This is a genomic window from Simplicispira piscis (genome assembly GCF_054783455.1).
In genome coordinates this window covers 78,432-98,961 of sequence record NZ_BAAGQN010000010.1, presented here as the reverse complement: position 1 = coordinate 98,961, position 20,530 = coordinate 78,432, and the positions used below count along the sequence as shown (strand labels likewise).

Genomic DNA, 20,530 nt, shown 5'->3' with positions numbered 1-20,530 from the left:
CAAGAGGATTTCCGCGTGAACCAAACTGCACGACTGGGCCTGCTGGGCCTGACCATTGCCTTGTCCGCCTGCTCGGTGCTGGAAGGCGAGAAAATCGACTACAAGAGCGCCAGCAAGGGCTCTTCGCTGGAGGTTCCGCCCGATCTGACGCAGCTCTCGCGAGAAACCCGCTACGCCGTGCCTGGCGGCGTGGTTTCGGCCAATGCGCTGCAGGCGGGTCAGGCAACGCAGCCCTCCGGCCCGCAGACAGCGCTGGCGCAAATGGGGGATGTACGCATCGAGCGCAACGGCGACCAGCGCTGGCTGGTCATCAATCGCCCGGCCGACAAGCTCTGGGAACCGGTACGCGAGTTCTGGCTGGAAAACGGTTTCACGCTCGCGCTGGACCAGTCCAAGCTCGGCATCATGGAAACCGACTGGGCTGAAAACCGCGCCAAGATTCCGCAAGACATCATCCGCAGCACGCTGGGCAAGGTGCTCGATTCGCTCTACTCCACGGGTGAGCGCGACAAGTTCCGCACACGCATGGAACGCGCTGCCGATGGCAGCACCGAAATCTATGTCAGCCACCGCGGCATGGTGGAAGTCTTCAACAGCGCCACCAAGGATTCCACCGTGTGGCAGCCGCGTGCGGCCGATCCGGAGCTGGAAACAGAATTCCTGCGCCGCATGATGGTCAAGCTGGGCGTGAGCAAGGAGCAAGCGGCAGCCGTAGCGACCGCCTCCGCACAGCGCCCGCCCGCCGCGCGCGTGGCGACCGTGGGCGATATCCCTGTGGTGCAGATTGACGAGGGCTTTGACCGCGCCTGGCGCCGTGTCGGCCTGGCCCTGGACCGGACCGGCTTTACGGTGGAAGACCGTGATCGCAGCCAAGGCGTGTATTTCGTGCGTTATGTAGCACCCAAGGACGACAAGAAAGAAAAGGGCTTCCTGGGCAAGCTGTTCAGCTCCGAGAAAACCGTTCCGCCACTCAAATACCGCATCGTTGTACGCAGCCAGGGCGAAGCTACCACGGTGTCCGTTCTGAATGCCGCGGGCGCACCCGAAACCTCGGCCAACGCGTCGAGCATCGTGCGCGTGCTGGCAGACGATCTCAAATAATCCAACCCGAACACGGCCTGGCCATAACAGCCAGTGCCGTGATCAGGCCGCCCTGGGCCGATGAATGGGGGGAGCAGGCGGCTCTCGCGACGCAGGCGAACGCCATGGCAGAACAACCCGTTGCGGGCGTAATGCAAAAGCCCTTTCCGCAAAGCAAAAAACCAGCCCGTCAGCTTCCATACCAGGCGTTGGCCTGCAGGTGCTAAGCGGGCTGGCGCGATCAAGCCAGGATTACTCCCGGCTCGTTCCGTGCTTAGGGCGATGCTGAATAAGTCACCGCGATGATGCGCGCCGTGCATCGGGATGGGATGCAAGGCGCAAACCGCAGCCATAGCCGCAGCTATGGCGAGGATTTGCAACGCCGCAGACCGCCCGAGGTACGGATGCGCAGCGCGTGAGGGACTTGTTCAGCATTGCCTTAGAGCTTCTGGCGCTGCATGAAGCTGTCGAAGGTACCTTCGGCAAAGCGGAACCACAGCACCTGATCGCGCTGGAAGTTCAGGTAGTCGGCGTGGATCTTCTTCCAGTCCGGATTTTTTTCATTGAGCTCGGCAAAAACTTCCTTGGCGGCTTTGTACGAAGCGTCCATGACCGACTGCGGGAACGGCAGCACCTTGGCTTTGGCCGCCACCAACTGCTTGAGGGCACCTGGATTGCGTGCGTCGTAACGCGCCTGTGTGGTCACGTGCGCTTCGTGCGCGGCGGCCTGGACAATAGCCTTGTTCTCACTCGACAGGCCGTTGAATGCCTTGTCGTTGATGTAGAACTCCAGATTCAGACTGCCTTCCCACCAACCGGGGTAGTAATAGAAGGGCGCCACTTTGTTGATGCCCAGCTTCTGGTCATCGTAGGGTCCGATCCATTCGGCGGCGTCAATCGTGCCCTTTTCCAGAGCCTGGTAAATTTCTCCGCCCGGAATGTTCTGCGGCACGCCGCCCATGCGCTCGATGACCTTGCCGGCAAAACCGCCGACACGGAACTTGAGCCCCTTGATATCAGCGGGCGACTTGATTTCCTTGCGGAACCAGCCCCCCATTTGCGCACCCGTGTTGCCGCCGACAAAGTTAACAATGTTGTATTGCGCATAAAAATCGCGCATGAGCTTGTGGCCGTTGCCATCCACAACCCAGGCGGTCAGTTGGCGCGAATTCATGCCGAACGGAATGGCACCACCAATGGCAAAGGCCTCGTTCTTGCCGAAAAAATAGTAAGGCGCTGTGTGCGCCATCTCCACCGTGCCACTCTGCACGCCATCGACCACACCAAAGGCAGGCATCAACTCGCCCGCTGCATGGACCGACACTTCAAACTTGCCACCCGACATTTCCTTGACGGCCTTGGCAAACACCTCGGCCGAGCCAAAGATGGTGTCCAGCGATTTAGGAAAACTCGATGCCAGACGCCAGCGCACTGCAGCTTGTGCATGCACCGCTGGCGCGACACCTGCCGCAAGCACCCCGGCAAGGCCGGCATTTTTGATAAGGGAACGACGATCCATTACAAGTCTCCTGTGGATTAAGAAAAGGTGCTGGCGGCGCTTGTGGCGCCCCAAAAAAAAGCCGAAGCCCGGCCCACACTTCTGCGGGCCGAAATCTCCGGCACTTGGGCGATCGCTGCATTGATCGCGCGATCGCAACAAGACGGTAACGGTTTACAGCTTGACCGTAGCCATGTAGCTGTCAAAGCGGAATTCCGAGAAACGACCCCACAGGATCTGGTCGCGCTGGAAGGCGCGCATGTCCTGGTGGATCTTCTTGAATTCGGCAGACTTGGCTTCGTGCTCGGCAAACACTTCCATCGAGGACTTGTAGCCGGCATCCATGAGTTCCTTGGAGAACGCCTTGAGCTGCGTCTTGGCGCCCACGAGCTTCTTGAGCGCGATAGGGTTGTAGGCGTCGTACTTGGACGTCATGTCGCGGGCTGCCACCGCTGTGGCGGCATCCACCATGGCCTGGAATTCGGGCGTCAGCGCGGCGTAGGCCTTGGCGTTGATGAAGAACTCCAGCTCGGCGCCTCCTTCCCACCAGCCGGGGTAGTAGTAGTAAGGCGCGACCTTGTTGAAGCCCAGCTTTTCATCGTCGTAGGGGCCGACAAATTCACAGGCATCGAGCGTGCCTTTTTCGAGCGCCTGGTACACATCGCCCGCAGGCATGTTCTGTGGCACCACGCCCAGTTTTTGCATGGATTCACCAAACAGGCCACCCCCCATACGCATCTTCAAACCCTTGAGGTCTTCAACGGTGTTGATTTCCTTGCGGTACCAGCCGCCCATTTGCGTGCCGGTATTGCCTGCGCTGCGGCTCTTGATGTTGTACTTGGCATAGAACTCGTCCATGTACTTGCGGCCATTGCCGTGCTCCATCCATGCGTCCATCTGGCGAGCCGTCAGGCCGAATGGAACGGCACAGCCGAAGGCGAAAATGGAGTCCTTGCCAGTGAAATAGTAAGGTGCGGTCTGCGCCATTTCCACCGTACCGTTTTGCAGCGCGTCGACCACGCCAAACGCGGGCATCAGTTCGCCAGCGGCGTGCACGGACACGTCAAACTTGCCACCAGACAGTGCCTTGACAGTTTTGGCGAACATTTCGGCGCTACCGAAAATGGTATCGAGCGACTTGGGAAAGCTCGATGCCAGGCGCCAGCGCACTGCGGCCTGGGCATGCACAGCAGGAGCGACCCCTGCGGCCAGTACGCCAGCAATGCCAGCATGTTTGATGAGTGAGCGACGATGCATGAAAACCTCTTGATAAACGGGGTTGCAAGAATGCCGAACACGTGGCGAATCCGCCGCGCGGCACGGCCACTTTAGCAGCCCTCGGGGGATTGTAAAAATGTGCTTTGCATCGTCCGTGCGGGTTTTCCCGCGAAAATTGTCGGCCTTCAGGGTTCTGCAAGCATGCACTGATTCTGTTTCCAAATCATTCGTGTCCAGGCGCGAAGCCGCAGACAGTGCTGTAGCACGGCTAAGGCGATGCTGAATAAGTCACCGCGATGATGCGCGCCGTGCATCGGGATGGGATGCAAGGCGCAAACCGCAGCTATAGCCGCAGCTATGGCGAGGATTTGCAACGCCGCAGACCGCCCGAGGTACGGATGCACAGCGCGTGAGGGACTTTTTCAGCATTGCCCTAAGCCAAGCAACAACGGCACGGATGGTTTAGAAATGGAATGACGATGGTTCATGCAGCGACCGCCGAACGCGCGCAGATGCAGAACACGCACACGGCGTGTTCTGCAAAATTCCAGGTGAATGTGCGAGCCTGTTTCCTGCGGTGGCGCAGGAGAAAACTCTCAGGCGGCGCGCTGGCCGATAGCGGACGACGGAGCGTCAAAGCGCGCGCGCACCGAAGCCTCGATACCTTGCGCATCCAAACCCTGCAACGCCAGGAGGCGCGCCGGATCACCATGCTCAATGAAGACATCGGGCAGACCCAGCTGCAACACCGGGCGCAGCACTCCTGCTGCAGCCAGGGCTTCCAGAACAGCGCTGCCTGCACCGCCCATGAGAGCGCCCTCTTCCACCGTCACCAACACGTCGTGGCTGGCCGCCACTTCCAGCAGCAAATCCACGTCCAGCGGTTTTGCCCAGCGCATGTTGACCACGGTAGCATCCAAGGCCTGTGCGGCCTGCAACGCCGGGTACAGCAGCGTGCCAAAAGCCAGGATGGCAATGCGCGTGCCAGTGCGATCGGCACGCCCTTCTCGCATGCGCCGAATCTCGCCCTTGCCATAAGGCAGCGCATCCAAACCGGGCAAGGGCTCGACACCCGCCCCCGCACCGCGCGGGTAGCGCACGGCCACAGGATGGTTCTGTGCGAAAGCGGTGCTGAGCAGTTGGCGGCATTCACGCTCGTCTGCAGGGCAGGCCATGGCCATATTGGGGATGCAGCGCACGAAAGGAATGTCGTAAGCGCCGGCATGCGTGGCACCATCGGCGCCCACCAGGCCCGCACGGTCGAGGGCGAACACCACGGGCAGGTTTTGTAGCGCCACGTCGTGGATCATCTGGTCATAGCCGCGCTGCAGGAAGGTGGAGTAAATGGCCACCACGGGTTTGACACCCTCGCAGGCCATGCCCGCCGCAAAGGTCACGGCATGCTGCTCGGCAATACCCACGTCGTAGTAGCGATCGGGAAAACGTTTGTGGAATTCGACCATGCCCGAGCCTTCGCGCATGGCGGGTGTGATGCCCACCAGCCGCTCGTCCTGGTCGGCCATGTCGCACAGCCATTGGCCAAACACCTGGGTGAACGTTTGTTTTGGAGGGGTGACGGGCGCCGTCAGCCCCACAGAGGGGTCAAATTTGCCGGGGCCGTGGTAGGCCACGGGGTCGGCCTCGGCCAGCTTGTAACCCTGGCCTTTTTTCGTGACCACATGCAGAAACTGCGGGCCCTGCAGGCCCTTGATGTTCTCCAGCGTGGGAATGAGCGAATCCAGATCATGGCCGTCAATGGGGCCGATGTAGTTGAAGCCGAACTTCTCGAACAAAGTGGCAGGCACCACCATGCCTTTGGCCTGCTGCTCCAGGCGCTTGGCCAATTCCAGCAGCGGCGGCGCATTCTTGAGCACGCTCTTGCCCACGTTCTTGGCCGCCGCGTAGAACTGGCCGCTCATGAGCTGGGCGAGGTAGCGGTTGAGCGCGCCCACGGGCGGGCTGATGCTCATGTCGTTGTCGTTGAGGATGACGAGCAGGTTGCAATCCTGCACGCCCGCGTTGTTCAGCGCCTCGAAGGCCATACCGGCCGTCATGGCGCCATCACCGATGATCGCCACCGCACGCCGGTCTTCGCCCTTTTGACGGGCTGCCAGGGCCATGCCCAGCGCAGCCGAGATGCTGGTACTGGAATGCGCCGTACCAAAGGTGTCGTAAGCGCTCTCGGCGCGCTGCGGAAACCCCGAAATACCACCCAGTTGGCGCAGCGTGTGCATGCGGTCGCGTCGGCCCGTCAGAATCTTGTGCGGATAGGTTTGGTGGCCCACATCCCACACCAGACGGTCGTAAGGGGTATTGAACACATGGTGCAGCGCCACGGTCAGCTCCACCGTGCCCAGGTTGGAGCTCAAGTGCCCCCCCGTCTTGGCAACACTGTCAATCACGAAGGCACGCAACTCCGCGGACAGCACCTTGAGCTCGCCGCGCGAGAGGCGGCGCAGCTCGGCAGGGTCGTTCACACTCGTGAGCAGGGGATAGGGGGTCGTTGACATTACTATTACTTTAATAGCTGCCAGCGCTTAGCAGACAAGCGCTGGTAGCTTTTTTCGTGGAACGGCATCAGTGTGAGCGGCTCACAACCATATCGGCCAGAGCCGCCAAAGCACGGGTGTCGGGCAGTGCTGTTTGTGCCAGCGCGGAATGGGCCTGATCAAGCAGCTCCTTGGCCTGCGCTTTCGCGCGATCGAGCCCCAGCAGAGAGACATAGGTCGGTTTGTCCTGCGCGGCATCCTTGCCCGCTGTCTTGCCTAGCGTAGCGGAATCCTGCGTAACGTCCAGAATATCGTCGACCACCTGGAACGCCAGCCCTAAAGCAGCCCCGTAGGCCGATAGCCCTTGCAAGGCGGCGGTGCTGGCTTGCCCACAGGCTGCGCCCATCATCACGCTGGCCTGCAGCAAGGCGCCGGTCTTGAGGCGGTGCATCTCGCGCAGGCGGGCCTCGTCCAGCACCACACCCACACTGGCCAAGTCGATCGCCTGACCGCCCGCCATCCCGGAGGAACCCGCCGCATGCGCCAGCAAACGGCACAGCCGCGCCTGCACCGTCGCGGGTATTCCGACATCTTCGGGTGTCAGCAATTCAAAAGCCAGCGCCTGCAATGCGTCGCCCGCCAGCAAGGCCTGTGCCTGGCCAAACTGCACATGCACCGTGGGCTTGCCACGGCGCAGCACATCATTGTCCATGCAGGGCATGTCGTCGTGCACCAGCGAATAAGCATGGATCAGTTCGGTGGCACAGGCCGCGCGCAAGGCCGCTTCCTGATAAACCGCAGCATGCTGCGCATCGCTGCCATCGGCCACGGCCTCGCGGGCCGCCATCACCAGCAGGGGACGCAGCCGCTTGCCGCCATCGAGCACGGCGTAACGCATGGCTTGCCCCAGGCCCGCCGGGGCATCTCCCCCGACCCAGCGCTCCAGCGCCTGCTCCACCCGCGCCAAATGGGCGCTGCTCCAAACTTGCAAAGACGCCTGATCCATGCCGCTCATTCCTGTGTCCAGGGTTGCAACGTGCCACCGTCGAGGACGCGCACCTGCTCCTGCACGGCCTCCAGCCGGTCGCGGCAGAACGCCAACAGCGTGGCGCCGCGCTGGTAACCTGCCAGCAGCTGGTCCAGCGGCATCTGGCCCGATTCAATACGCACCACCAGTTGCTCCAGTTCTTCCAGCGCAGCTTCGTAGCTGGCCGGGTCGGCATTTTTGGGTTTGGGCATGGGCAGCGGGGCGGAAAGCAAAACAGGCGATTTTAGGCTGATACCGCTGTGCGCATCCCCGCGCCCAAGGCAGCCCCAAAACCTATGTGCCCTACCGAAGTCGGCCCACAGTCCAATACACGCATGGCCGCTGCGGGAATGGGCCGCTGCAATAACCCCACGTCCTATAATCCCATTCCCTACAGACCGGCGCCCTGCCGGTTTATTTTTTTCTCTCCGCGCCTCGAGCGCATCTCCCTGTGGGGAGTCTTTAGGTCAGGTCACCCATGTCTGATTTAAGTCTTCGACTGCAGCAGGCCGCAAGCCAACTACCAGTTTCAAGCTACTTTGACGAGGCGCTGTTCCAGCGCGAGATGGCAACGCTCTTCCAGCGCGGCCCCCGTTACGTGGGGCATAGCCTGAGTGTCCCCAACGTGGGCGACTACCATGCCCTGCCCCAGGAGCTCGGGGGCCGCGCCCTGGTGCGCAACGCCCAGGGCGAGGTGGAACTCATCTCCAACGTCTGCCGCCACCGCCAGGCCATCATGCTGCAGGGGCGCGGCTCGCTGCAGCAGCACCAAAAAGGCAGCGCTGGCGGCAACATCGTCTGCCCTGTGCACCGCTGGACCTACAGCCCCAGCGGAGAGCTGCTGGGCGCGCCCCATTTCGCGCACGACCCCTGCCTGAACCTGAGCAACTACAAACTGCGCGAATGGAACGGCCTTTTGTTCGAGGACAACGGCCGTGACATCGAGGCCGACCTGGCCAGCATGGGCCCACGCAACGACTTGTCCTTTGAGGGCTACACCCTCGACCGTATCGAACTGCACGAGTGCAACTACAACTGGAAGACCTTCATCGAGGTCTATCTGGAGGACTACCACGTCGGCCCCTTCCACCCCGGGTTGGGCAACTTCGTCACCTGCGACGACCTGAAGTGGGAATTCCAGAAGGAATACTCGGTGCAGACAGTGGGCGTGGCCTCTACGTTTGGCCAACCCGGCTCTGCCGTCTACAAGAAGTGGCACGAGGTGCTGCTCAAATACCGCCAAGGCAAGCTGCCCGAGCGCGGTGCCATCTGGCTGACCTACTACCCGCACATCATGGTGGAGTGGTACCCGCATGTGCTCACTGTCTCCACGCTGCACCCCCTCAGTGCCCACAAGACGCTGAACATGGTGGAGTTCTATTACCCCGAAGAAATCACCGCCTTCGAGCGCGAATTCGTGGAAGCCCAGCAAGCGGCCTACATGGAAACCTGCATCGAGGACGACGAGATCGGCGAGCGCATGGACGCGGGGCGCAAGGCACTGTTCGAGCGTGGCGACAACGAGGTCGGCCCCTACCAGAGCCCCATGGAAGACGGCATGCAGCACTTCCACGAGTGGTACCGACGCGCCCTGGGCGACGCTGTCCCCAAGGGCTGACAGCCAGCGCACCACACTCTCATTACAATAGCTGCCAGCGCTTGCCCAATAAGCGCTGGCAGCTATTTTTATTTGAAACCCCCCCGCACCTATGCAAGCCCTCTGGATGGTTCTGGCCGCCTTCATGTTTGCCAGCATGGGGGTGTGCGTGAAGCTGGCATCGGAGTATTTCAACCCTGCCGAACTGGTGTGTTACCGGGGGTTTATCGGCATGGCGATCCTGGCATTGCTGGCGCGCTCACAAGGCATCACGCTCGCCACCCGCTACCCTGGCATGCACGCCTGGCGCAGCCTGGTAGGCGTGACTTCGCTAGGGGCCTGGTTTTATGCCATTGCCCACCTGCCGCTGGCCACGGCCATTACCTTGAACTACATGAGCAGCGTGTGGATCGCCGCCTTTCTGGTGGGCGGCACGCTGCTGGCCTGGCGCCCCACGGCTGCAACGCCCCGGCCTGCCCTGCAGGGGCCGCTGATCCTCACGGTGCTGGCCGGTTTTGCCGGAGTGGTCATGATGCTGCGGCCCAGCATCGATCAAAGCCAGGAGCAGGTTTTCGCTGGCCTGGTGGGCTTGCTCTCAGGCCTGTCGGCCGCCTTTGCCTACATGCAGGTGGTCGCGCTCTCGCGCATGGGGGAGCCCGAAACGCGCACCGTGTTTTATTTTGCCGTGGGCTCTGCCGTGGCCGGCGGCGCGGCCCTGCTGGTCACGGGCACCTCGCCATGGCCTGGCTGGCCTGGACTATGGCTATTGCCCATTGGGGTGCTGGCCGCCGGCGGGCAACTGTGCATGACACGCGCCTATGCCAGCGCGCACACCCAGCGCGCCACGCTGGTCGTGGCCAACCTGCAGTATTCGGGCATTGTTTTCGCATCTCTTTTCAGTGTGCTGCTGTTTGACGACATCATCACCCTGCTGGGCTGGGTGGGCATGGCGCTCATCGTGGGCAGCGGCATTGTCGCCACCGTGCTGCGGGCCCGCGCAGCACCCGGCGCACCGGCCGAAGAACACTGAATCGGCGGAAGGCTCCATCAGCGAGACCACAATGACGTCTGCACCTTCTTTCACACGTTCATGTCCATGCACTACACCACGCTGATCTCCGTTCCTGAACTGCAAGCTCTGACGGCCAGCGGCACACCGCTGATGGTGTTCGACTGCAGCTTTGATCTGGCTGCCCCTGGTGCGGGCGAGCAGCAGTATCTTGCCGAACACATCCCTGGTGCCGTCTATGCCCACCTTGACAACGCACTCTCAGCCCGCCATGGCGCGCCAGGCGCTAGCGGCACCATCATTGCCACAGATGCCGACACACCCGCATCGGGCGGTCGCCACCCCTTGCCCAGCCGCGAAAAGTTTGCGGCCTGGCTCAGCAGCGTGGGGTTTTCCAACGATATGCAGGCCGTGGTGTACGACCGCAACGCCAGCAGTTATTGCGGACGCTTGTGGTGGATGCTGCAATGGCTGGGCCATGCCAACGTGGCCGTGCTCGATGGCGGGCTGCAGGCCTGGAAGGCGGCGAACGGACCACTGTCGCACGGCAGCGAACCGGCGCATTTCCAGTCACTTTTCCGCGTAGCGGCGCCTCTGCGCACGCTAGCCACCGTGGGCGACGTGCTGCAAGGCCTGGGGCAGCCCAATCAAACCATCATCGACGCCCGCGCCACACCACGCTACCGCGGAGAAGTGGAACCCCTGGACCCCGTGGCTGGCCATATTCCGGGGGCACTCAACCGCCCTTTTAGCGACAACTTTGGCCCAGACGGCTGCTTCAAAAGCCCGGAAGTGCTGCGCGCCGAATTCCTGGCGCTGCTGGCGGGGCGCGACCCTGCCAGCGTAGTGCACCACTGCGGCAGCGGCGTCACCGCCAACCCGAATGTGCTGGCCATGGAACGGGCAGGGCTCGGAAAAACCACGCTCTTTGCAGGCAGCTGGAGCGAATGGTGCAGCGACCCTGCCCGCCCGGTCGAGCGCGGATAGGCAGCGGATTGGCTGCACGGGCAGCAGGCCTCATCACAGGCGTGACAGCGTTGATTGGCCCGCCCCTTGTAAGGCAAATTCCTACAAGGCAGGCCGCGAAACCAGACGCACAGCACAGCCAAACCCCGACTTAATTTTTGATTGGGGCGAATTCACAATCCATTTCAACGGATCGCGAAAACTTGCATGCGGCAAGTAGCCAACGATCCGGGAATGGAAAGGATGCCCCCATGACCAACGAACAACTGCTCGCCGAAATCCGCGAAGCCAACCTCACCTACCTGATGCTGGCGCAGACCCTGATCCGCCAGGACAAGGCGGAAGCAGTTTTCCGTCTGGGCCTGAACGAAGACGCCGCCGATATTTTGTCATCCCTGTCCGCCGCGCAAGTGATGAAACTGGCCTCCAGAAACACCCTTCTTTGCAGCTTCCGGGTGGACGACAACCTGGTGTGGAGCCTGTTGACCAACCATTCCGCCTCGAAGGTAGGCAACGAGGCCACGAACACGCTGCACGCCAACATCCTGATGGCCAGCCGGGTCTCCGAGGTGCTCTGAGCACCCCCGCTCCTGTACAGACCACGCTGCCACCCCCACGACCAGGAAACGCCATGACCGCCACCACCGACACCCCCCCAAAAGCCGCCAAGCCCGCCGCCAAGAGCGTGCTCAATGAATCCCGGCAGATCGAACGCGCAGCCATGCTGATCGAGATGGGCGCACGCATGCAGGTACTGGAGTCGGAGACCACGCTGTCGTACGAGCGCCTGATCCGTCTGTACAAGGAAATCGCAGGCAAGTCTCCCTCCAAGGGACAGCTGCCGTTTTCCACCGATTGGTTTCTCACCTGGCAGGAGAACATCCACAGCTCGCTGTTCCTCAACATCTACGAGTACCTCTCCAAAGGCGTGGATCTGGACTCGGTGGAACTGCTGACCAAGGCCTACCGCCTGTACAACGAGCAAATTGTTGCCGCACAAGTCGAGCCCTTGCTGTCATTCACGCGCGCATGGCGCCTGGTGAAGTTTGTCGACGCCGGCATGCTGACCCGCACCAAATGCGCTCAATGCAGTGGCCAGTTTGTGACCGAGCTGTACGAGAACCGCCACTTCACCTGCGGCCTGTGCAACCCACCGGCCCGGGCCGGCAAAAGCAAGAGTGCCGGCGCGCTGATGTTGCACTGATAAGAGCAAGCTCCAAAATATCCATAAAATATGCCTGTAGCGCTTATGTATAAAGCACCAACAGCTATCATATTTAAAGCATCAGTCAACGCCCCTGCAACAACCCACGGATGTTGTCATCCATCGGCAGCGCATAGTCACTCGCTGCCACCACTTGGTTGCCCAGCGGGTTAACAAGTTTGAGGCTCACGTACACCATGGCTCCAGACACCGCATAGGTGCCTACCACCACGGCCTGGGCATCATGCGCCTGGCTGACCTCGCGCAACTCGCGTGAGAGCAGCAATTCTCCATGTGCCGGCTGCAGCGCCAGTTGCTCACGCAGGCGCACTTCGGTGACGGGTACACCGCGCTGCACGAGGCGACCGGCAATCTGCTCCGAGAAAAGCCGCCCCAGACGGGACGACTCATGGAGCCGGTCCACATTCACGATCGTGGAAACCAGCACGCTGCGCCGTGGATCCAGCGGCGCGTTCTGGAGCAGGCGATCGGCTGCATCGTAGTTGGTCTTGAGCACATCCGTGCGCTGCAGAACGCCACCGCGCTCGCCATAGTAATACTGCGCGCACCCCGAAGTTGCCAGCACCGCAGCGCACAGAACACCCCATCGCATGCGGCGCATCATGGCGTCACCACTTTCCAGGTTTTAACGGGAGACAGCGGCGCCACAGGGGTCGGAGGTTGGTACAACACGGCATCGGCACGCTCGATGTAATACATGTCTGCAGAACCGGCCAGATAGCGGTCGTGGGACTTGAGCGTGGTGGTAATGAGCACTTCGGTGCGCGTGGGTCCGCCCGCCGCATCGCCTTGGGTATGGCGCTGCGCCAAATCCAAGGCCAAGCCGACACCCACCCCGATCACGGTTGCCACACCGGGCAGTAACGTCCGATCGGAGTAATGCACATCCCAGTCGCGCCACACACCTACGCCCGAAGCCAGCATGGTCCAAGGCAGGGGAATGGGTGAATTACGGGGCCCGGTCGCTTCATGCTGTACCAGTTGCGTCTGCACCTCCAACTCAACGTCTGTAGGCACCACAGACAAAACCACGCCTCGATCCAACAAGCGCACGCGCAAAAGACTCAAAAAACCCTGATCGAAGCTGGAGCTGTTCGCCGCCTTGACATAAATGGGGTATTCCCCCGCAGGCCAAGCAACGATTTTTTCCGCGACGCGCGAAGCCACGTCATCGGCAAGCACGCTCCAGTGGTGAACAGCGCGCGCCTTCTTCTGGCCGGTGGCAGGGTAGTTGTCAGCACGCGGCACATCCAAGGTACTGCAGCCAACCAATAACACCGCTGCGAGCAGCGCTGAAATACGGCAAATGGGTGAAGGCATGCACGCCATCGTAGCGATTCGGGCCTGCTGCGATCGGTGCAACAGAGCACTTTTTTCAGGCCAGAACCAAGGCTTGGCACCGCCCCGCTGCAACAACAACCCGGCACAATGGCACCTGAAAATTCCATGGAGACTGTATGCACCATCACGTTCACTCCCCCTACCGCCTTGCCGCTGCACCCCTGTTTCTCGCTGCCATGCTGGCGGGCTGTGGGGGCGGTACCGAAAAAAATCCGCCGGTTCAACCCCCTCCGTCCGGAGTGGTCAGCCTGCGCTTCCTGAACGACATCCATGCCAACGTGTTCGACCAGGGGTCCACCTCGAACACTTTGTCTGTGCAAGCCACCAAGGATGGCGGCAATGCAGACGACGTTACGGTCGTTTTTTCGGCCACCCAGGGCACAACCAGCCCCGTATCAGTCCAACCGAGGGGTGGGATTGCCTCGACCACGCTGAGTGTGCCTCTGGCCGCCACGACAGGCGCCATGTCCATCACGGCCAAGGCCACGGCGACCAATACGGTCCTTGAAAATTTTGCTGCCTACGTGCGCCCCGCCCCGGACAAGCTGCAAGTGCTGGTGCCCGCTTATTTCAGCGCCAGCACCAACGCCGCCGTTTGGACCGCGCTCACCACCGCAGCCCAAAGCTATCCAGACGTTCAGATCAACGTCATCGTGAAGCCCGACAACGCTGTCAGCGGCATCATCCCCACTGGCACCTACACACCGGACAGCGCGCTCGTCACCGCCATCGGCGCGCTCAAAACCGCGCACCCCCGCACCAAGGTGCTGGGCTATATCGCCACCGGGGGCGGCACCACCGGCACGATCTCTTTGACCGACGTCCAGACCACCATCGACCAGTACAGTGCGGGCTACGGCACCAAGATCGACGGTTTCTACCTGGACGGCATGGCCGTTGACCGCAACCTCATCGCGTCGTTCTACCAACCCCTCACCGCCCGCATCGCAGAAAAAACGGGCCTGGGAACCACACCGCCCCTCGTGGTCGGCAACCCTGCCACCTACCCCGCCAAGGAGTACGCGGCCCTCGTCAACGTACTGGTGACCCACAGCGGCTCGGCCACCAACTACCAGACCACGGATCCGCAGACCGCCAGCGCCTCGTGGGTCTACGACAAGCAGAACGTCGCGCAGGCCATGCAGGTGCATTCGGCCAGTACCTGCTCGGACATGAAAGCAGCCGTGGCCCGGGCCCATTTGCCACGCATGAATACGGGCTGGATCTTCGTCACCGACCAGGCCGTTGGCGCCCCCTGGTCTACGCTGCCGGCCACCGCTTACTGGAAATCCTTCCTGGGCACCGTGGACGCCACCAACAAGGGCAACCCCCTTCCCACCTGCTGACGGCCTCGGGTGGCGCCTTGCGTGCCACCCGCCCACCCGCCCCATCACCCCGTATTGCGCAACCCCGCCGCAATCCCGTTGATGGAAATGTGGATACCCGTCTGCACCCGCTCATCCCCCTGCCCCGCGCGCCAGCGGCGCACCAGTTCGACCTGCAGGTGGTGCAACGGGTCGATATAGGGAAAGCGGTGGCGAATCGAACGCGCCAGGGCGGTGTTGTGCGCCAGGCGCTGCTTGTCGCCGGTAATGCGCGTCAGCACGTCGGCCGTGCGGTGCCACTCTTGCTCGATGGCGCCGAACACCTTCTTGCGCAGGCGCGCATCCTGCACCAGCTCGCTGTAGCGTGAGGCCAGGGCCAGGTCGCTTTTGGCCAGCACCATGTCCATGTTGGACAGCAGGGTGCTGAAAAACGGCCACTGCCGGTACATCTTGCGCAGCAGCGCCAGCTGTGCCTTGGCGTCGTGTCCATCGGCGTTCAGAAAACTCTCTACAGCCGAGCCAAAACCGTACCAACCGGGCAGGGTCAGGCGGCACTGCCCCCAACTGAAACCCCACGGAATGGCGCGCAAGTCCTCGATCTTCTGGCTGGGCTTGCGCGAGGCGGGGCGCGAGCCGATGTTCAACTCGGCGATTTCGCGGATCGGGGTCGCGTTGAAAAAGTAGTCGGTAAAGCCCGGGGTTTCGTACACCAGCGCACGGTAGGCGGCCATGCTGGTCTGCGACAGTTGCGCCGCTGCCTGCAAAAAAGCGGGCGTGGCTGACTTGGTGGGCTGCAAAAGCGTGGCCTCCAGCGTGGCGGCCACCAGGGTTTCGAGGTTGCGCCGGCCAATTTCGGGGTTGGCGTACTTGGATGCGATCACCTCGCCCTGCTCGGTCAAACGGATCTGGCCGCGCACCGTGCCTGGCGGCTGCGCCAGGATGGCCTGGTAGCTGGGGCCGCCGCCGCGCCCCACCGTGCCGCCGCGGCCGTGGAACATGCGCAGGCGGATGTGGGGCAGCTCGTCAAACAACTCCACCAGCGCAATTTCGGCGCGGTACAGCTCCCAATTGCTGGTGAAGATACCGCCATCCTTGTTACTGTCGGAGTAGCCCAGCATGATGTCCTGCTCGGCGCCCGAGCGCTGCACCAGGGCCGTCACGCCGGGCAACTGGTAGAACGCACGCATGATGGGCGCGGCGTTGCGCAGGTCTTCGATGGTTTCAAACAGCGGCACCACAATCAGGTCGGCGCTGGCTTCACCATCGAGGGTGCCGCGCATCAAGCCCACTTCTTTTTGCAACAGCAGCACTTCCAGCAAGTCGCTCACCGTTTCGGTGTGGCTGATGATGTAGTGGCGGATCGCCTCGGCCCCATAGCGCTGGCGCATGCGCAAAGCCGTCTCAAAAATGGCCAGCTCGCCCCGCGTGTGTTCGGAGTATTGCGTGCCCATCACGCGCAAGGGGCGGGCGTCCTGCAGCAGGCGCAGCAGCACGGCGCGGCGTTGCTCCTCGGACAGCGCGCTGTAATCAGGCTCGATGCGCGCCACGGCCAGCAGTTCAGCCACAACGCGCTCGTGCTGGTCGGAGCTTTGGCGCAAGTCCACCGTGGCAAGGTGAAAACCAAACACTTCCACCGCACGGATCAGCGGGTGCAGGCGTTGCGCTGCCAGCGGCGCGCCGTGGTGGACCTGCAGCGATGCCTCAATGGTGCGCAGCTCGGCGAGGAAGCTGGCAGCGTCCGGGTAGGGGTTTTGCGGCGCCACGGCATGGCGTGCGGCGGCGCCTCCACTGAGTGTCTCCAAGGTAGCCGCCAGGCGTGCGTAAATGCCGGTCAGCGCCCGGCGGTAGGGCTCGTCCTGGCGGTGCTCGCTGGTATCGGGCGAGCTGTTCGCCAGGGCCTGCATCGCGGGAGAAACGTCGACCAAGCGCGCCGACAGCGACAACTCGCCGCCCAGCAGGTGCACCTCTGTCAGATAGTGGCGCAACGCCACCTCGCTCTGGCGGCGCAGCGCCTGCGCCAGTGTGTCGGCGCTGACATTGGGGTTGCCGTCGCGGTCGCCGCCGATCCACTGGCCCATGCGCAAAAAACTGTGCACGGACTGGTCGCCCAGCTCACGCTCGAGCTCTGCGTAGATCTTGGGAATCTCGCGCAGAAAGGTGGCCTCGTAATAAGAAAGTGCGTTCTCGATCTCGTCGGCCACGGTGAGCTTGCTGTAGCGCAGCAGGCGTGTCTGCCACAGCTGCGCCACGCGGGCGCGCAACTGGGCTTCGTTGGCGGCCAGGGCGCGCGGGGTCAGCGCATCGCGGGCGGCGTTGTAGATCTGGGCGCGCTCGGCGATGTCATCGCGCACGGTGAGCAGTTGGGCGATGTCGCGTTCGGCATCCAGAATGCTCTTGCGCTGCACTTCGGTGGGGTGGGCCGTGAGCACCGGTGCCACGTAGCTGCTGGCCAGGGTCTGCGCCACCTGCTGCGATGAAATACCGGCCCAGCGCAAACGGGCCAACGCCACCTCGATGCTGCCCTCCTGCGTGTCGCCAGCGCGTTCGCGGATGGTGCGGCGGCGAATGTGGTGGCGGTCTTCGGCCAGGTTGGCCAGGTGGCTGAAATAGGTAAACGCCCGGATCACACTCACCGTCTGGTCGGCCGATAGGCCCTTGAGCAGCTTTTTCAGTGCCTTGTCGGCCTCGTGGTCGGCATCGCGCCGGAAAGCCACGGAAAGCTGGCGCACCTGCTCGATCAGCTCGAACGCGGCCACGCCCTCCTGTTCGCGGATCACATCGCCCAGGATGCGGCCCAGCAGGCGAATATCTTGGATCAAGGGGCGGTCTTTGTCGGTCTTTTTGGTGTTCACGGCGTTGTCTCCTGGTCGCACCCCCGCACCGGCAAGGCTGCTGCAGCGCAGCATGCTAGCATCCCGCGCTGGACCTTTCCCTGCAAAAGCATGACGCCCCAAAGCCCCCCTCTCCCACCCATCGTGATCGCAACCCGCGAGAGCCGCCTGGCCCTGTGGCAGGCTGAACATGTGCAGGCCCTGTTGCGCGCGCGCGGCCACCACGTATCGCTGCTGGGCATGACCACGCTGGGCGACCAGATTCTGGACCGTTCTTTGAGCAAAGTCGGCGGCAAAGGCCTGTTTGTCAAAGAACTTGAAACCGCTCTGGAAGACGGCCGAGCCGACATCGCCGTGCACTCGCTCAAGGATGTGCCCATGGTGCTGCCCGAAGGCATGCTTCTCGCCTGCGTGATGGAGCGCGAAGACCCGCGCGACGCTTTTGTCTCGCCCCGCTACGCCCGCCTGCAAGACCTTCCCCACGGCGCTGTCGTTGGCACCTCCAGCCTGCGCCGCCAGGTGCTGCTGCAGGCGCTGCGCCCCGACCTGAAGATCGAGCCGTTGCGGGGCAATCTCGACACGCGCCTGCGCAAACTCGATGAAGGCCAGTACGACGCCATCGTTCTGGCGGCGGCCGGCCTCAAACGCCTGGGCCTGCAGGAACGCATTCGCACCGAATTCGACCGCACCGAGATGCTGCCCGCCGCCGGGCAAGGCGCTTTAGGCATTGAGGTGCGCAGCAACCGCCAGGATCTGGTGGCCGCACTGGCCCCACTGGCGCACATGCCCACCTGGCTCACCGTGACCGCCGAGCGCGCCGTCAGCCGCTGCATGGGCGGCAGTTGCTCCATGCCGCTGGCTGCGCACGCGCGTTTCGAAGGTGGTCAACTCCACATCGATGCCGCCTGGGGCGACCCCGAGGGCCGCATGGCCTTGGTGCGCGCCAGTGCCCAGGGCCCCGTCACCACGCTGGAGCAGGCCAACACCCTGGGCGAAGGCGTAGCAACCGAGCTGCGGGCAGGCGGCGCCACAGGCTAATACCATGCCCCGCGTGATCGTCACCCGGCCCGAGCGCGAGGCCCTGCAGTGGGTGGCCGCACTGCAGGCGCGCGGCATTGCTGCGCAGGCCTTGCCCCTGATTGCCATCTCCCCACCGACCGACGCAGATGCGCTACAGGCCGCCCGCGACCACATCACGAACTACCGCGCCGTGATGGTCGTCAGCAGCAACGCTGCACAACATTTTTTTGATCAAAATACGGCTCTAACGCTTACTGGACAAGCGCAAGCAGCTATCAAAACAAGAGTCTGGTCACCCGGCCCAGGAACAGCCCACGCGCTGCAAATGCTGGGAGTGGATGCCGCCTGCATCGATCAGCCCGCCGCCGACGCTGCGCAGTTCGACTCCGAATCGCTATGGGCCCAGGTGCAGCGGCAGATCGGCCCGGGCGACGCTGTTCTCATCGTGCGCGGCACCGAAGCGGGTGCCCACCAACAAGGCACGGGGCGCGACTGGCTGGCGCAGCAGATCACCGCCGCAGGGGGGCGCGTAAATTTTGTGGTTGCCTATACCCGTGGCGCTCCCGACTGGACCGAGGCGCAGCGCACACAGGCCCGCACGGCAGCCAGCGACGGTGCCCTGTGGCTGTTGAGCAGCTCCCAGGCCCTGGACAACCTGCGCGCAGCTCTGCCCGGCCAGGCCTGGGACCGGGCCCACGCACTGGCCACCCACCCGCGCATTGCGCAAGCAGCCCACGCCCTGGGCTTTGCCAGCGTGCACGAATGCCGTCCGGCGCTGACCGATGTCGCAGCCTCGATAGAATCCATGCCATGAGTGCAGCCCCCCACCCTCACCCAGCCAGTCACGCCGACGCGGCGCCCGTGCACCGTGGCGCCCAGGGTGGCAAGGCGCTGCTCTACGCCGTGGGCACCGTTGCCGTCGTCGCCCTGGCGGCCAGCGGCCTGTTGTGGCAAAAACTCAGCACCATCCAGGAAACCCTGGCTCGCCAGAGCCAGGACGCCAATGCCCAGGCCATCGAGGCGCGCACCATCGCACGCCAGGCCCAGGAACAAGTCGCCGAAGCCAGCGCACGCCTGACAGTACAGGAAACCCGTGTGAGCGAGGTGGCTCTGCAGCGCAGCCAGCTCGAAGAACTGATGCAGAGCCTGTCGCGCTCACGCGACGAAAATCTGGTGGTGGACATCGAATCAGGCCTGCGCCTGGCACAGCAACAGGCCCAGCTCACTGGTAGCCTGGAGCCTTTAATCGCGGCGCTCAAAAGCGCCCAGCAACGCATCGAGCGTGCCGCCCAGCCCCGGTTGGCACCCGTGCAGCGCGCCATCAGCCGCGACCTGGAACGCATCGCCAGCGCCAGTGTGGCCGACACGGCGGGCCTGCTGGGGCGCCTGGACGATCTGGTGCGCCAGGTGGACGACCTGCCCCTGCAAAACGACGTTGCCCAGGCAGCGGCCACACGCCGCATGAATGCCCGTGCAACCGCACCGGCACAAGCCCCCGGTCCAGCGCCCGAAGACCAGGCCTGGTGGCAGGCGGTGCTGCAGCGCAGTTGGGAAGTGGTGCGTGACGAAGCGCGTGGCCTGGTGCGCGTGAGCCGCATCGACCAGCCCGATGCCATTCTGGTATCGCCCGACCAGGCCTTTTTCCTGCGCGAAAACCTCAAGCTCAAGCTGCTCAATGCCCGCCTGGGCGTGCTGGCCCGCCAGACCGATGCGGCCCGCAACGACCTGGCCGGGGCCAGTGCCGCGCTGAACAAATACTTCGACCCGGCATCGCGGCGCACGCAAAGCGCGGCCACGGTGCTGCAGCAGGCCCAGGCGCACATCAAAACGGCCGAAATGCCGCGCCTGGATGAAACCCTGTCCGCCCTGGCCACAGCGGCCGCCGGACGCTGAAGACGCGCCAG

Annotated in this window: 18 protein-coding genes; 10 read left to right on the top strand and 8 right to left on the bottom strand. The window is 63.1% G+C overall.

All coding sequences use genetic code 11. From position 1 onward, the window contains the following. The first annotated feature begins 15 nt into the window (after positions 1-15). Positions 16-1,101, top strand: coding sequence for an outer membrane protein assembly factor BamC (bamC, locus tag ACYVOC_RS06590; protein WP_461161246.1), 1,086 nt, complete (start codon positions 16-18; stop codon positions 1,099-1,101). 418 nt (positions 1,102-1,519) lie between these two features. On the opposite strand, the gene ACYVOC_RS06585 is transcribed toward bamC, so the two are convergent. From ACYVOC_RS06585 to ACYVOC_RS06565, 5 genes are all read right to left on the bottom strand, one after another. Further along, positions 1,520-2,599, bottom strand: coding sequence for a TRAP transporter substrate-binding protein (locus ACYVOC_RS06585; protein WP_116003499.1), 1,080 nt, complete (start codon positions 2,597-2,599; stop codon positions 1,520-1,522). A 153-nt stretch (positions 2,600-2,752) separates the two neighbouring features. Continuing rightward, positions 2,753-3,835 carry a TRAP transporter substrate-binding protein gene (locus tag ACYVOC_RS06580; RefSeq protein WP_116003498.1) on the bottom strand — a complete coding sequence of 361 codons (1,083 nt, stop codon included), beginning with the start codon at positions 3,833-3,835 and terminating at the stop codon, positions 2,753-2,755. Positions 3,836-4,392: 557 nt separating this feature from the next. After that, entirely contained in the window at positions 4,393-6,306 is a 1,914-nt protein-coding gene (gene dxs / locus ACYVOC_RS06575; RefSeq protein WP_116003497.1) for a 1-deoxy-D-xylulose-5-phosphate synthase, read from the bottom strand. Between the two features lie 67 nt (positions 6,307-6,373). Then, entirely contained in the window at positions 6,374-7,300 is a 927-nt protein-coding gene (locus ACYVOC_RS06570; RefSeq protein WP_461161245.1) for a polyprenyl synthetase family protein, read from the bottom strand. Next, positions 7,297-7,524 (bottom strand): exodeoxyribonuclease VII small subunit, encoded by a 228-nt coding sequence (locus ACYVOC_RS06565; RefSeq protein ID WP_116003495.1) that lies wholly within the window; start codon positions 7,522-7,524, stop codon positions 7,297-7,299. The genes ACYVOC_RS06570 and ACYVOC_RS06565 overlap by 4 nt, the downstream gene beginning before the upstream one ends. Before the next feature lie 266 nt (positions 7,525-7,790). Here ACYVOC_RS06565 and ACYVOC_RS06560 point away from each other — a divergent pair, with 266 nt between their 5' ends. The 5 genes from ACYVOC_RS06560 (at position 7,791) to flhC (ending at position 12,088) form a co-directional block, all read left to right on the top strand. Then, positions 7,791-8,930, top strand: coding sequence for an aromatic ring-hydroxylating oxygenase subunit alpha (locus ACYVOC_RS06560; protein ID WP_461161244.1), 1,140 nt, complete (start codon positions 7,791-7,793; stop codon positions 8,928-8,930). A gap of 91 nt (positions 8,931-9,021) precedes the next feature. After that, positions 9,022-9,939, top strand: a complete 918-nt coding sequence (locus tag ACYVOC_RS06555) for a DMT family transporter (protein ID WP_116003493.1) — start codon at positions 9,022-9,024, stop codon at positions 9,937-9,939. A 66-nt stretch (positions 9,940-10,005) separates the two neighbouring features. Beyond that, positions 10,006-10,905, top strand: coding sequence for a sulfurtransferase (locus ACYVOC_RS06550; RefSeq protein WP_461161309.1), 900 nt, complete (start codon positions 10,006-10,008; stop codon positions 10,903-10,905). Between the two features lie 230 nt (positions 10,906-11,135). Further along, complete coding sequence (gene flhD / locus ACYVOC_RS06545; RefSeq protein WP_116003492.1) at positions 11,136-11,462, top strand: flagellar transcriptional regulator FlhD; 327 nt, start codon at positions 11,136-11,138, stop codon at positions 11,460-11,462. Between the two features lie 53 nt (positions 11,463-11,515). Next, entirely contained in the window at positions 11,516-12,088 is a 573-nt protein-coding gene (flhC, locus tag ACYVOC_RS06540; protein WP_461161243.1) for a flagellar transcriptional regulator FlhC, read from the top strand. A gap of 85 nt (positions 12,089-12,173) precedes the next feature. On the opposite strand, the gene ACYVOC_RS06535 is transcribed toward flhC, so the two are convergent. Together ACYVOC_RS06535 and ACYVOC_RS06530 are read right to left on the bottom strand one after the other, a co-directional pair. Beyond that, the gene (locus tag ACYVOC_RS06535; protein ID WP_233521089.1) at positions 12,174-12,713 is read right to left on the bottom strand and encodes a FlgO family outer membrane protein; all 540 of its coding nucleotides are present in this window, start codon (positions 12,711-12,713) and stop codon (positions 12,174-12,176) included. Continuing rightward, entirely contained in the window at positions 12,710-13,429 is a 720-nt protein-coding gene (locus tag ACYVOC_RS06530) for a hypothetical protein (RefSeq protein ID WP_461161242.1), read from the bottom strand. The genes ACYVOC_RS06535 and ACYVOC_RS06530 overlap by 4 nt, the downstream gene beginning before the upstream one ends. Before the next feature lie 137 nt (positions 13,430-13,566). On the opposite strand from ACYVOC_RS06530, the gene ACYVOC_RS06525 reads away from it, so the two are divergent. Further along, on the top strand, positions 13,567-14,796 hold the full coding sequence (locus ACYVOC_RS06525; RefSeq protein WP_461161241.1) for a spherulation-specific family 4 protein: 1,230 nt from the start codon (positions 13,567-13,569) through the stop codon (positions 14,794-14,796). 44 nt (positions 14,797-14,840) lie between these two features. On the opposite strand, the gene ppc is transcribed toward ACYVOC_RS06525, so the two are convergent. Further along, complete coding sequence (gene ppc / locus ACYVOC_RS06520; RefSeq protein WP_461161240.1) at positions 14,841-17,681, bottom strand: phosphoenolpyruvate carboxylase; 2,841 nt, start codon at positions 17,679-17,681, stop codon at positions 14,841-14,843. Between the two features lie 36 nt (positions 17,682-17,717). Between ppc and hemC the strand changes: the two genes are divergently transcribed. The 3 genes from hemC to ACYVOC_RS06505 are packed head-to-tail and all read left to right on the top strand — an operon-like array spanning position 17,718 to position 20,519. After that, positions 17,718-18,644: a hydroxymethylbilane synthase gene (gene hemC / locus ACYVOC_RS06515; RefSeq protein ID WP_461161239.1), complete on the top strand. Its 927-nt coding sequence runs from the start codon at positions 17,718-17,720 to the stop codon at positions 18,642-18,644. A gap of 4 nt (positions 18,645-18,648) precedes the next feature. Beyond that, positions 18,649-19,440 carry a uroporphyrinogen-III synthase gene (locus ACYVOC_RS06510; RefSeq protein ID WP_461161238.1) on the top strand — a complete coding sequence of 264 codons (792 nt, stop codon included), beginning with the start codon at positions 18,649-18,651 and terminating at the stop codon, positions 19,438-19,440. Beyond that, entirely contained in the window at positions 19,437-20,519 is a 1,083-nt protein-coding gene (locus ACYVOC_RS06505; RefSeq protein WP_461161237.1) for a uroporphyrinogen-III C-methyltransferase, read from the top strand. The genes ACYVOC_RS06510 and ACYVOC_RS06505 overlap by 4 nt, the downstream gene beginning before the upstream one ends. Positions 20,520-20,530: the final 11 nt, after the last annotated feature.